Annotated in this window: 14 protein-coding genes; 4 read left to right on the top strand and 10 right to left on the bottom strand. The window is 70.8% G+C overall.

Annotated features, from left to right (window positions below):
• Nucleotides 1-43: 43 nt before the first annotated feature.
• Both ACN20J_RS23890 and ACN20J_RS23885 read right to left on the bottom strand, forming a co-directional pair.
• A complete protein-coding gene (locus tag ACN20J_RS23890) occupies nt 44-868 on the bottom strand; it encodes a hypothetical protein (protein ID WP_419666743.1) in 825 nt (274 codons plus the stop codon).
• Between the two features lie 2 nt (nt 869-870).
• Complete coding sequence (locus ACN20J_RS23885) at nt 871-1,467, bottom strand: SigE family RNA polymerase sigma factor (RefSeq protein WP_259334030.1); 597 nt, start codon at nt 1,465-1,467, stop codon at nt 871-873.
• 402 nt (nt 1,468-1,869) lie between these two features.
• Between ACN20J_RS23885 and ACN20J_RS23880 the strand changes: the two genes are divergently transcribed.
• Together ACN20J_RS23880 and ACN20J_RS23875 are read left to right on the top strand one after the other, a co-directional pair.
• Nucleotides 1,870-2,286, top strand: a complete 417-nt coding sequence (locus ACN20J_RS23880) for a cupin domain-containing protein (RefSeq protein WP_189843986.1) — start codon at nt 1,870-1,872, stop codon at nt 2,284-2,286.
• Nucleotides 2,287-2,338: 52 nt separating this feature from the next.
• The gene (locus ACN20J_RS23875; protein WP_190230463.1) at nt 2,339-3,373 is read left to right on the top strand and encodes a zinc-dependent alcohol dehydrogenase family protein; all 1,035 of its coding nucleotides are present in this window, start codon (nt 2,339-2,341) and stop codon (nt 3,371-3,373) included.
• On the opposite strand, the gene ACN20J_RS23870 is transcribed toward ACN20J_RS23875, so the two are convergent.
• Both ACN20J_RS23870 and ACN20J_RS23865 read right to left on the bottom strand, forming a co-directional pair.
• Complete coding sequence (locus ACN20J_RS23870; protein WP_419666742.1) at nt 3,322-4,455, bottom strand: helix-turn-helix transcriptional regulator; 1,134 nt, start codon at nt 4,453-4,455, stop codon at nt 3,322-3,324. The two genes, ACN20J_RS23875 and ACN20J_RS23870, sit on opposite strands and share 52 nt — an antisense overlap.
• A 71-nt stretch (nt 4,456-4,526) precedes the next feature.
• Nucleotides 4,527-5,465, bottom strand: coding sequence for a helix-turn-helix transcriptional regulator (locus ACN20J_RS23865; RefSeq protein ID WP_419666741.1), 939 nt, complete (start codon nt 5,463-5,465; stop codon nt 4,527-4,529).
• Between the two features lie 183 nt (nt 5,466-5,648).
• Between ACN20J_RS23865 and ACN20J_RS23860 the strand changes: the two genes are divergently transcribed.
• Complete coding sequence (locus ACN20J_RS23860) at nt 5,649-6,500, top strand: aldo/keto reductase (RefSeq protein ID WP_419666740.1); 852 nt, start codon at nt 5,649-5,651, stop codon at nt 6,498-6,500.
• An 80-nt stretch (nt 6,501-6,580) separates the two neighbouring features.
• Nucleotides 6,581-7,216 (top strand): flavodoxin, encoded by a 636-nt coding sequence (locus ACN20J_RS23855; protein WP_419666739.1) that lies wholly within the window; start codon nt 6,581-6,583, stop codon nt 7,214-7,216.
• Here ACN20J_RS23855 and ACN20J_RS23850 read toward each other — a convergent pair.
• The 6 genes from ACN20J_RS23850 to ACN20J_RS23825 form a co-directional block, all read right to left on the bottom strand.
• A complete protein-coding gene (locus ACN20J_RS23850; protein WP_189843992.1) occupies nt 7,199-7,465 on the bottom strand; it encodes a hypothetical protein in 267 nt (88 codons plus the stop codon). The genes ACN20J_RS23855 and ACN20J_RS23850 overlap by 18 nt on opposite strands.
• Before the next feature lie 183 nt (nt 7,466-7,648).
• Nucleotides 7,649-8,041 (bottom strand): DUF3883 domain-containing protein, encoded by a 393-nt coding sequence (locus ACN20J_RS23845; protein WP_419666738.1) that lies wholly within the window; start codon nt 8,039-8,041, stop codon nt 7,649-7,651.
• Between the two features lie 41 nt (nt 8,042-8,082).
• Entirely contained in the window at nt 8,083-8,466 is a 384-nt protein-coding gene (locus ACN20J_RS23840; RefSeq protein WP_419666737.1) for a hypothetical protein, read from the bottom strand.
• 236 nt (nt 8,467-8,702) lie between these two features.
• Nucleotides 8,703-9,170 (bottom strand): hypothetical protein, encoded by a 468-nt coding sequence (locus tag ACN20J_RS23835; protein ID WP_419666736.1) that lies wholly within the window; start codon nt 9,168-9,170, stop codon nt 8,703-8,705.
• A gap of 265 nt (nt 9,171-9,435) precedes the next feature.
• Nucleotides 9,436-10,356, bottom strand: coding sequence for a helix-turn-helix domain-containing protein (locus ACN20J_RS23830; protein ID WP_419666735.1), 921 nt, complete (start codon nt 10,354-10,356; stop codon nt 9,436-9,438).
• A 270-nt stretch (nt 10,357-10,626) separates the two neighbouring features.
• A complete protein-coding gene (locus ACN20J_RS23825) occupies nt 10,627-11,529 on the bottom strand; it encodes a hypothetical protein (RefSeq protein ID WP_419666734.1) in 903 nt (300 codons plus the stop codon).
• Between the last annotated feature and the right edge of the window lie 2 nt (nt 11,530-11,531).

Below are 11,531 nucleotides of genomic sequence, written 5' to 3'. Positions count from 1 at the left end.
TTGCCTGGTCGGGTTCTGTTCCTGCCCGTCGGTTACGGGCCTGTCAGCCGCCGGTCTCCTTGACGGCGTCGAAGAGCCGGGGGTCGGTGGCCAGCCGGTACAGCGTCTGGCGGACCGAGTCCGAGTACTCCTGGCCGCGCCTGCGGTTCTCGCCGCTCTCGCTCGCGATCACCTGCACGGTCCAGCCGCCCGAGGTCACGTAGGCGACGCCCATCGCGTAGTCGTCGCTCGCTTCGCTCTTCGGTTCGGGCAGCTCCTGCTGGCGCACGTAGTACTCCAGCAGGTTGTCCCCCTCTTTCCTCGGGACGACGTTGCACTTCGTCAGCCGGCCGCCCCATGGGGTCATGAGGGTGCGGCCGACGCCGTCCCGGCACCCCACCGAGCCCGACGGGAGCAGGGACTGACCGGTCGCGGACCGCTCGACCGACACGTACAGATAGCTCGGACGACCGGACGCGTCGACCCATCGGAAGTAGCGCCGATCCCCGTCCGGACGCTTCGGGTCCGCCGGCTCGACCGTGCCGGCCTTCGCCGTGACGACCGATCGCAGCAGGCCCAGCGAGGGGTACCAGACCGACGGTTCCGCGGCCGGCGGCGCGGGCGCGCGTTCCACCGGCGACGGGATCACGGCGGACCCCCCGACGAACACGGCCGCGACCGCCGCCACGGCGCTCAGCGCCACCCCGATCCGGCGCCGACGGCGGATCCGCCTGCCGCGCACGGTCGCGCCCGGCACCAGATCCGGCATCGGCGGCTCCGCGTCAGGACTCAGCCTGCCCAACGCGTCGACGAGGGCGAACTCGTACGCGTCCTCGCTCCCGCTCCCGTTCCCGCTCCCGCGCCCGCCGGCGCCGGACTCCCCAGCCATGCTCACCACCCCGCCCTCAGATATCCGCTGCCCGAGTCCATACCGCTGCCGCCACCGCTGCCGGGTGGCGACGGCGCGAGCGGTGTGTCGCCCAGGATCCGGCGCAGTGCGGCCAGCCCCCGGGAGGTCTGGCTCTTGACCGTGCCGACACTGCACCCCAGCGCCGCCGCGGTCGCCTCCACGCTCTGGTCCTCCCAGAACCGCAGCACCAGCACCGCCCGGCTGCGCGCGGGCACCTGCCGCAGCGCGGCCAGCAGTGTCAGCCGGAGCTCCGGGTCCCGCGCCGGTGCCGCGATGTCGAACTCGTACGCTCTCGGCCGCTCCCACCAGCGCCGCCGCCGGGTCTCGTCCACGAAGGTCCGGAACAGCACCTTGCGGGCGTAGCCGTCGGGGCTGTCCAGCCGTACCCGACGCCACGCCGCGTAGAGCTTCGCGAGCGCCGTCTGCGTCAGGTCCTCGGCCAGGTGCCAGTCACCGCACAGCAGATACGCCGTACGGCGCAGCTGCGCCTGGCGGCTGCGCGCGAACTCGTCGAAGTCGAGCCCGACTTCGACCGCGCCGCCGGTGTCGGAGACGTCCTGTTCGTCCGGCGTCCGGATCACAGGCCCCCTCCGCCCGGCACCGCGGCGGCGCGCGGTGAGAAGTGCTTCATGCCGTACTTACGGACCGGGTGACCCGGAAGGTTGTCATGGATCCGAGAAATCTCGACGAGTTCGTGAACCCGCGCACCCGCGAGCCGTGCGGGGCCCCACCGGGGGCGCGGGGCCCTGTCACTCCCCTGAACGCCACTCCCCGGCGCGAGGCGGCCTGCCGCGCGGGCTGGTCCGGGGGCAGCCTGGAGTCATCAGTCGCCTCGCCCGCTACGCCGGTCGGCCCAGTGCGATGAGCGCGATCACCTGCCTGAAGGACATCGTCGGAACGAGGCCCAGGCATGGACGAGGCGCAGGCATGGACGAGGCCCGGTCACGGACGAGTGCCTGGGCGCAGAGGAGCGGCATCCCATGGAAATCCTCAAGAAGCAGGCCACGGTGAAGGCGCCCGCCGAATGGTTCACGGGTGACGTCTGGTTCGACGTCATCCTCGCCGGTCAGGAGCCGTCCCGGATGCGCGCCAACATGGTGCGTTTCTCGCCGTGCGCCCGTACAGACTGGCACTCCCACGCCCTGGGCCAGACCCTGCACATCGTCTCCGGCACCGCCCTGATCGGCACCCGCGACGGCACCGTCATCGAGGCCCATCCCGGCGACACGATCCACACCCCGCCGGGCGAGGAGCACTGGCACGGCGCCACCGCCGACCACTTCATGACCCACCTCGCGATGTGGGAGGGCCCCGGCCCGGACGGCGGCCCCGAGACCACCTGGCTGGAGAAGGTCGACGACGCCGAGTACGGCGCACCCCGCAGCAGCACCCGCTGAACCCCGCGCAGCGGCACGGGCCGAACCAAGTCACCCCGATCGGAAAGCACTCATGCGAGCAACACTGATCTACGGCGCCGGCGACATCCGCGTCGAGAACGTCCCCGACCCGAAGATCCACCGGCCCACCGACGCGGTCGTCCGGGTGCTGCGCTCCTGTATCTGCGGCAGCGACCTGTGGCCGTACGGGTCGCGGGAGGCCACCGAGCACGGGGACCGCATCGGCCACGAGTTCCTCGGCGTCGTCGAGGAACTCGGCTCCGACGTGTCCGGCCTGAAGCGGGGCGACCTGGTCGTCGCCCCCTTCGTCTGGGCGGACAACACCTGCGACTTCTGCGTGGAGGGCCTGCAGACCTCCTGCCGGCACGGCGGCTTCTGGGCCTCGGAGGACGTGGACGGCGGCCAGGGCGAGGCGGTACGCGTCCCGCAGGCCCAGGGCACGCTCGTCAAGCTGCCGGTGGCCGAGGACTCGGCTCTGCTGCCGTCCCTGCTCACCCTGTCCGACGTGTTCTGCACCGGCCACCACTGCGCGGTCACCGCCGGGGTCGGCCCCCGTACGACGGTCACGGTCGTCGGCGACGGAGCGGTCGGCCTCTCCGCGGTGCTGGCCGCGCGGCGGCTCGGTGCGGAGCGGATCATCCTGATGGGCCGGCACAAGGGCCGCACCGACCTGGGCCGCGACTTCGGTGCCACCGACGTCGTCGCCGAGCGCGGTGAGGAAGGCATCGAGCGCGTACGGGAACTGACCGGCGGTGACGGCACGCACGCCGTCCTGGAGTGCGTCGGCACACTGCCCGCCCTGCAGATGTCGATCGGTGCGGTCCGAGCGGGCGGCACGATCAGCCGCGTCGGCGCCCCTCAGTACCCCGAAGTCCCCTTCGGCTTCCCGGAGTTCGCCAGCAACCTCACCCTCACCGGCGGGATGGCCCCGGCCCGCGCGTACATCGAGGAGCTGCTCCCCGACGTACTGGAGGGCCGCATCGATCCGGGCCGCGTCTTCGACCGTACGGTCGACATGGACGGCGTACCGGACGGTTATCGCGCGATGGCGGACCGCGAGGCGCTGAAGGTCTTGATCGAGCCGTGAGTGGACGGGTGACGCAGGCGTGGGTGCGGGCGTGGGCGTGGGCTAGGGCGCGTCAGTGACGCTGGGGCGCCCGCCCGCCCGGCGGCCTCGGCCTCGGCTCCGGCCTCCGCCCCGGCCTCGGCCGGCTCCCGGTTCCGGTCCCCGTCCCGGTCGAGGCGGACCATCACGTCGTACTCCGGAGTTCCGGGGACGGCGTGGTATGCCACCAGACGCTGGCCGGAGCCGCCGTCCAGCTGGAGGGAGTGGTAGCCGAGGGTGAAGGTGCCGGCGTCGGGGTGGTGGAAGGTCTTGCGGCCGCGGCTGTGGCCCGTGACGTCGTAGTGCTCCCAGAGGGCGGCGAAGTCCGGGCTCTTCGCGAGCAGTTCGTCGACCAGGCCGATGAGGTCGGGTGCGTCCGGTTCGACGCCGGCGAGGGTACGGAGGCGGGCGACGCAGCCGCGGATCTGGTTCTCCCAGTCCTCGAAGAGCACGCGGGCGGTCGGGTGCAGGAAGACGTACCGCACGATGTTGCGCTGCCCCTCCGGCCAGTCCACGAGCCCGGCCATCAGCCGCAGCCCGCCGGGATTGACGGCCAGCACGTCCATGGTGCGGCTGACGACGTGGGCGGGGTTGGGGCGCAGGCTCTCCAGGAGCAGTTCCATGCCGGGGTCGACGCTGGTGGGGGGTGGTTCCTCGGCCGTCCGGAACGGGGCTGCACTGCGGGCTGCACCGCGGGCGGCGCAGGCGGCGAGGTCGCGCAGGTGCCGGCGCTCCGGCTCCTCCAGCAGCAGCGCGGTGGCGAGGGCGTCGACGACGGACGGGCTGGGGTTGGTCTCCCTGCCGCGTTCCATCCGCGTGTAGTAGTCGATGCTGACCCCGGCGAGGGTCGCCAGCTCCTCGCGGCGCAGACCGGGCGTGCGGCGCAGCCCGGGACCGGCAGGGAGCCCGACGTCGGCGGGCGTGACCCGGGCCCGCCGGGCTTTGAGGAACCGCCCAAGCTCGCTGCCACTGCCAGCGCTGTTGCCACCGCCGCCGCTGCGACCGCTACCTCTGCGACCGGCGCCCGTGCCCGTGCCGCTGCCGGTGTGCTGCTCACGTGCCATGCGTTCCAGTCTCGCAGCCGTGTGACCAGCGGGACAGCCGCGTGGGGGCCCTGTCACACCCCCTGGGCCGGTCACCGAGTGTCTGCCCGCCGCCCCGCGGTGCCGCCGCCGCCCGGCCGGGGCGCGGTGAGGTCGAGGAGGCACATGGCGTCGTGGTCGGGGGAGCCTGGTTCCGCGGTGTAGACGCCGAGGCGTTGGCCGGGGGTGTCGTCGAGGTGCATGCTCTGGCCGCTGAGGGTGAGGACGCCGACCTGGGGGTGGTGGAAGGTCTTCTGGATCCGCTTGCGCCCGATGACGTCGTACCGCTCCCAGAGCCTGGCGAAGTCCGGGCTCTTGAGCAGGAGTTCGCCCACGAGGTGCGTGAGGTCGGGGGCGTCCGGGGCGGTCCCGGCCAGCCCTCGGAGCCGGGCGACGCAGCCGCGCACCAGCTCGTCCCAGTCGTCCCGGAAGAGGACGCGGGCGGTGGGGTGGAGGAAGAAGTAGCGGGCGAGGTTGCGCTGCCCGGCGGGCCAGTCGTCGAGGCCCGCGTACAGGGCGAGGCCGCCGGGGTTCCAGGCCAGCAGATCCATGCTGCGGCTGATGACGTACGCGGGGCTCGGCCGCAGCGTCTCCAGCACCAGCTTCAGATGCGGGCGGACCGTCCGGCTGGGCGGCGGCGGAGGCTCGGGTGCATACCGGGCGGCGCGGGCGGCGAGCTCGCGCAGGTGCTGGTGCTCGGTGTCGTCCAGGCGCAGGGCGCGGGCGAGGGCGTCGAGGACGGCGGGGCTGGGGCGGGTCTCCTTGCCGCGCTCCAGTCGTACGTAGTAGTCGATGCTGATGCCGGCGAGCGTGGCCAGCTCCTCGCGGCGCAGACCGGGGGTGCGGCGCAGGCCGGTGCCGACGGTGAGCCCGACCTGCTCGGGCCGCGTCTGGGTACGCCGGGCACGCAGAAACTGCCCCAGCTCCATGCCACCGCCACCACTACTGGGGCTGCTGTTGCTGCCACCGCTGCCGCTCCGCTCCGATGCCATACGGCCAGTGTCACACCGCGCTGACCTGCACGGCAGGCGCGTGGGAGGCCCTGTCATACCCCCGAACACCACTCCCCGGCGCCTCTCGGCCTGCCACGGCGGACGGACAGAGGCGAGGCTGGATTCCAGTCACGTGCGAATCCCGTGTGAATCACGTGCGAATCACCTGCGAGAGGAAATCCCATGCGGCACGTCACCCTCAACAACGGCGTCGAGATGCCGATCCTCGGGTTCGGCGTCTACCAGATCCCGCCGGAGCAGACGGAACGGGCCGTGACCGACGCCCTGGCCGCCGGCTACCGGCTGCTGGACACGGCCGCGGCGTACGGCAACGAGGAGGCCGTGGGCCGGGCGATCAAGGCGGCCGGCATCCCGCGCGACGAACTCTTCGTCACGACCAAGCTGTGGCTGCAGGACGCGGGCGAGGAGAAGACGAAGCGCGCCTTCGACACGTCGCTGCGCAAGCTGGGCCTCGACCACCTGGACCTGTACCTGATCCACCAGCCCTTCAACGACGTCTACGGCTCCTGGCGCGCCATGGAGCGGCTGCACCGCGAAGGCGCGATCAGGGCCATCGGCGTGGCCAACTTCCACCCCGACCGGCTCGTCGACCTCGCCTCCTTCAACGAGGTCACCCCCGCGGTCAACCAGATCGAGACCCACCCGTTCTTCCAGCGCACCGCCGACCAGGAGGTCATGCGCGAGCACGGCGTCCAGCTCCAGTCGTGGGGCGGGTTCGCCGAAGGCCGCGGCAACCTCTTCACCAACCCGCTCCTCAGCGAGATCGCCGAGAAGCACGGCAAGTCCGTGGCACAGGTCGTGCTCCGCTGGCTGACCCAGCGTGACGTCGTCGCGATCCCCAAGTCGGTCCGCGCGGACCGGATGACGGAGAACATCGACATCTTCGACTTCGAACTCACCGAAGACCAGATGTCGGCCGTCGCCACCCTGGACACGGGCAGCTCACTGTTCTTCGACCACCGGGACCCGGAGGTCGTGACCCGGTTCGCGGGCTTTCGCCGTGACACCGACTGATGGGCCGACCGATGGCGGTCGGGAGCGGGGCGGGTCGGCGTGCGCTGCTTCGGGCCGTACTCCTGGGAGGAGCCACCGCCATGACAGGCGTACAACTCACCGCGTGTTCGGCGTCGAAGCCTGCCGCCACGAGCACTCCGCCGGGGGCCCGGATCCTTCTCGCGTACTTCTCCCGACCGGGCGAGAACTACTCCTACGGCGGCCGCACCACTCTCGACATCGGCAACACCGAAGTGCTCGCAGGGATGATCGGCGCCCGCGTCGAGTGCGACGTACACCGCATCGAAGCAGCCGCCCCCTACCCCGAGGACTACGACGAAACGGTCGCCCGCAACACCCGTGAACAGCAGGACGACGCCCGACCGCCCATCGCCAACGCCCTCCCCTCGATGGCCCGTTACGACACGATCCTGCTGGGCAGCCCGATCTGGAACGTCCGAGCCCCCATGATCATGTCGACCTTCACGGAGCGGCTCGACTTCCGCGGCAAGACGGTCTTCCCGTTCACCACCCATGCGATGAGCGGCCTGGGCACCACCGAGCGCGACTACGCGGCCTCCTGCCGGGGCGCGACCATCGGTGAGGGCCTGGCGGTGCGCGGCGAGGAGGTCCTGGGGGCCGAAGCCGAGGTCAGGTCATGGCTACGGCGCATAGGCGCGCTCAGCACCGCAAAGGAGCCATCGAAGCAGCCGCAGCCCTCACCGCGTCCGTCGTGAGTGCCGGTTCCGGCGTCGACGCAGAGTGAAGGCACAGGCAAGCATCCCGAGACCCCAGGCGATCAGGAGGGCACCCCAGAGCGGCATGGTCACCTCCGGGACGAGAAGGCGGATCTCGACGCTCTGACGGTTCTCGAAGATGAACACCAGCGCGATCGCACTGATCAGAACGAACGGCACGAGACGCCGCACGCCTGGCCGCGAGAAGAACGGCGTATGAGCCTTGTGATCTGTACTCGTCTCAGCCATGGGGCCGGCCGCCTCTCCATCACGCACGCACGCACCCCTCCATCCAGCCTCCTCTTCCATGACGGGACCCGCCACCGAAGGGGTCGTGCGGGGCGGGGGCAACTCTTAGTGCCGATCCGGATGCGTTACGTGTCAGGTGTGCTTGCCGTGGAGATGGTTCCAGCGGTCGCCGTACCGCAGACTTCAGCCCAGGCGCTCGGCTTGGTCGTACTCGGCGGCCTTGAAAGTGGGCCAGTACGTGATTTGAGGCCGGCTGCGCTTGATCATCGTCAGCAGCGTCTCTCCGTGCAGGATGCGCACGCCGACCTCCGCCCCATCAAGGCCCGCGAGGTTGTCGACCACGTAGACGTAGTAGCGCTCGGGGTTCTCCTTGGCAGCAGTCACTTGCCGGTCTTCCAGCGGCAGCGGTTCGCTGCGCGCCGAGCGGCTGAATGCCTTGACCTCGATCATGCGAGGCGAACTGTCGATGTCGTACGGGAGCCCCGAGGCGTGGACATCCTTCGGGGCGCGGCCGGCGGCTCGTTCCAGGGCCATCACATGTGTGATCGCAGCCTGTTCTGTCTCTCTGTTTCCCATGACACCCCTTGGTCACTGAGACGGGCGTTGCGGTCCAGCCGTTACGGGCCGTCCTTCAACGCCGCGAATGCTCGTTCGACTTCGCCCAGGTACTGCTTCAGACGGAAGCGAACCTCCTCGATGGGCCTGTCATCGGGGCCCGGGTACATCAGGTCCGACCAGGTGACCGTCTCGCCCCGGAGCCGGACCAGGATGGTCAGCCTGTCCGGACCTGGCTCGGGATGCTCCTGGGTTGCCACATCCACTGTGCACGGCATGTCCGTCGGATAGAGCGGTCCGCCCGGGCGGAGCAGTCGCCTCGGATCGAGGCCGGCCATTCTGCTGTCGCTGCGAGTGATCACGTCGAGGCCGTCGACGAAGAGGTACGTGTGAACGGCAGTACACGCCGGCGGCCCAGGACACGCGCTGATGAGCAGCGTGCTCACCGCACCATCGCTCTGCCCACCGGGCACAGCGGCCCTCACCTCGCGCGGGGACCTACGCGGCATCCGCCTGATGTGACGTCATGGGCCGATGCTAGCGGCCACGCCGACGTACGCCACTGCCAATTTTGTGCCCCAGTGGGACCTCAGCCTGGGAAGCTCATGTGCTTCCGGGGCCGCCGTTCATCGGTCGATGGTGGCGGCGGCCTGCCCCCGGCACCGCGGCGTACAACTGCCTGTCATGGCTTCCGGCGTTGAGGGTAGGGGGTGTAGATCGTCTGGGGCTCGGGCGGGAACGGCTGGTCCGGATCGAATCGCGGCAGGTCGTACTCAGGGACGAGGAAGCTGCTGTACGTCTCCGGAGCAGAGGACTCGCCCCAGAACACGGTGCCGGCGACTACGAAACCGCCCAACAACCGCTCGCCCAGGACGAAGGCCCGCGCGTCGTACCAGGGGCCGGGTACCGCTCCGCGCAGTTCCTCTTCTTCCTCGCTGGATGCTGCGCGGATGGTCAGTGAGGGGTAGTGGTCGCGGACCGACAGGGCACTTACGTCCTTGAAAAGCACTTCCAGCGTTGTCGAGTGGCCTTGATCGCTGTCCTGCTGTCCTCTGAGCAACAGCTGACTGTGTCCGATGATGTACGTGAACAACCGGAGGGGCCGCGCGAAAGCCACCGGCAGATCCACCAGGCTGACCTGTCGAGTCACCGCTTGGCCTCCTGGGCCCACGAGAAGGCCTGCGTCATCATCGCTGCACTCTAGCCCTGAGGAATCCGTCCTCCCGCACCTCGATTCACGCAGAAGCCCGCCGGCCGCGCCTCGGCCATTCGCCCGGATCAGCGGGATCCGGACGACGCGACGACGCACCGTTACGCGGCGTCCCCGCACGCAGCGGCGCGGCCACACGCCGACGCGGCCGGCCGGACAGTCCCCCGTGCCATCCGACCGGCCATCGGTTGTACGAACCGGGACGTTATCGGGCGGTGGTCGGGCGGGTCTTGGACGAATTTGACCTCTTGGAGAGGGCGAGGGCTCCTTCCACCCGGCGGGCGGCCACCATCTGGCCGGGGGTGGTGCCGGCGATGGCGCGGAACTCGCGGTTGAGGTGGGCCTGGTCGTAGAAGCCGCAGGCCGTTGAGATCTCGGTGAGGCTCGCGGTCCCGCGGTTGAGCATCGCGACGGCGTGGCGGAAACGCAGCACCCGGGCGGACGCCTTCGGTGCCAGCCCGATCTGCTGGGTGAACCTGCGGACCAAGTACCCCTGGCTCCAGCCCACTTCCGCCGCTATACGGGCGATCGGGATCGCCCCCGCGCTGCCCGAGAGCAGCCGCCAGGCATGGCCCACCTCGGGCGAGGGCTCCGGGCCGAACCCGAGCCGGTCCAGCAACGCCTCGTCCAGCAGGTCGAACCTGGCCGCCCAGTCCGGGGTGGACGCCAGCCGTTCCACCAGCACCCGGGCCTCGGGCCCCAGCACGTCCCGGATCTCGATCGCCAGGTTCGTCAACTCGCTCATCGGCATGCCGAACAGCCGGTAGGCGCCCAGCGGTGTGAACTCGACCCGGATCGCCTCCTGGCCCCCGGGATGCACACAGATCGCCGGCCGGTCTTCCATCCCCACCACCAGCGACCCGATGCGCCCGCTGTCCCCGCCCGGTACGCCCAACCGTCTGACCTGGGTAAACGGCTCCGCAAGGCTGATCAACAGGGTCGCACGACCGGTCGGCACCAACCGTGCCTCGTACGGCGACGTCATCGCTTCCCAGTAGCCGACATAACTGCGCAGGAACGGCCGCAACCCCGGATGCCAGGGCCGCGTGACCCGCCACAGTCCACCGATCCGCGCGACGTCGACCGCACCCGTACGCAACGTGCCGCCCCGTGCACCTTGAAGCACCAAAGGCTCCCCTCACCCCGAGGGCCCCGCCCTGAGCAAACCGCCTGGCAGCTCCGCAGTACCCTCGTCCGCTCTCCGGTCCCGCTGTCCGGTGTAGCAGCCGATCGTTCCGCGTGTTTCACAGTACCCATGTCGCAGCACCGAACTCACGTGCCAGGACGTGAAGTTGAGATGCGGGGACAGTGGATGGCCTGCGACCGCCCCGGCCGATGAGCGTCCCGGGCCGATGAGCGTCCCGGGCCGATGCTGCGACGGGCGACAAACGAAGGACTACGCATCAGGCAGCGACGCCGCCAGATGCTCCCACGCCTCGTGCACGTCCTCCCCGACCATCCCGAACTGCGTGATGACCGCGACGCACCGCCCGTCCTCGTCGTCGAGTTCGAGCGCCGACGTCGGGCCATGGGCCGCCGTGGAGCGGACGAGGTGGCAGGCCCGTACGCCCGCGAGGTCGATCTCCACCGAGCTCTCCGCGACCGCCGCGAACACCCGCCCGCCGACGGTCCGGTCGGTGACGTGCACACGGCCGCCGCACGCCTGCATGGCCGCCGGGGCGAACACCGCGACGCCGATCGGCAGTCCGACGGAGCAGACGTGGTCGAGGACGGCGGGGACGACGTCGACCTCGATCGGCCGGTGCTCGCCGCGGTAGCGGTGGAACGCCTCGCGCCGGGCCGCCCCGCCGTCCGCCAACACCGCGTCCAGCTGGGCCAGTTGATCGCCGTTCTCCCACTCCGGTACATCGGGAACCACGGGCGGCCCGGCGGCCGACGCCCCCGCGTCGACCGTGCTCGCGAGCCCGGACAGCAGCCGGTCCCCCTCGGACAGCAGCCGCCCCTGGTGCACGGTCCGGCCCTCCGCGTCCAGCAGACGCAGGGCGACCGAGCCGGTGTCCTCGTCCCGCGCGACGACCGCCGTATCCACCCCGGCACCGTCGATGCGCAGCGCGATCGAGCCCGGCCGTACGGCGAACGCCTCGCCGCGCAGGCTCGGGACCGCGTAGCTGCCGGCCTGGTCGATCCGGGCGACCGGACCTCCCGTGACCGCCTGGACGTACTGGAAGAGAGTCAGGCAACGCGCCAGCTCCGGCATCCGCGCGTCGATCAGCCGTGCGGTGCCGTCGCGCCTGCCGCAGCAGCCCTCGAACGAACACCAGCTGTCGTGGTTCGCCATGC

This window comes from Streptomyces sp. 2-1 (assembly GCF_048564895.1).
GTDB lineage: Bacteria > Actinomycetota > Actinomycetes > Streptomycetales > Streptomycetaceae > Streptomyces > Streptomyces phaeochromogenes.
Note: the sequence above shows the minus strand (reverse complement) of the source record. Positions and strands in the feature narration are given on the sequence as shown.

Excerpts from the sequence above, each read along its gene's own strand:
- ACN20J_RS23880 (WP_189843986.1), top strand. The coding sequence starts at position 1,870 with ATGGAAATCCTCAAGAAGCAGGCCACGGTGAAGGCGCCCGCCGAATGG.
- ACN20J_RS23860 (WP_419666740.1), top strand. The coding sequence starts at position 5,649 with ATGCGGCACGTCACCCTCAACAACGGCGTCGAGATGCCGATCCTCGGG.
- ACN20J_RS23875 (WP_190230463.1), top strand. The coding sequence starts at position 2,339 with ATGCGAGCAACACTGATCTACGGCGCCGGCGACATCCGCGTCGAGAAC.
- ACN20J_RS23850 (WP_189843992.1), bottom strand. The coding sequence starts at position 7,465 with ATGGCTGAGACGAGTACAGATCACAAGGCTCATACGCCGTTCTTCTCG.
- ACN20J_RS23855 (WP_419666739.1), top strand. The coding sequence starts at position 6,581 with ATGACAGGCGTACAACTCACCGCGTGTTCGGCGTCGAAGCCTGCCGCC.
- ACN20J_RS23845 (WP_419666738.1), bottom strand. The coding sequence starts at position 8,041 with ATGGGAAACAGAGAGACAGAACAGGCTGCGATCACACATGTGATGGCC.
- ACN20J_RS23825 (WP_419666734.1), bottom strand. The coding sequence starts at position 11,529 with ATGGCGAACCACGACAGCTGGTGTTCGTTCGAGGGCTGCTGCGGCAGG.
- ACN20J_RS23890 (WP_419666743.1), bottom strand. The coding sequence starts at position 868 with ATGGCTGGGGAGTCCGGCGCCGGCGGGCGCGGGAGCGGGAACGGGAGC.
- ACN20J_RS23865 (WP_419666741.1), bottom strand. The coding sequence starts at position 5,465 with ATGGCATCGGAGCGGAGCGGCAGCGGTGGCAGCAACAGCAGCCCCAGT.
- ACN20J_RS23870 (WP_419666742.1), bottom strand. The coding sequence starts at position 4,455 with ATGGCACGTGAGCAGCACACCGGCAGCGGCACGGGCACGGGCGCCGGT.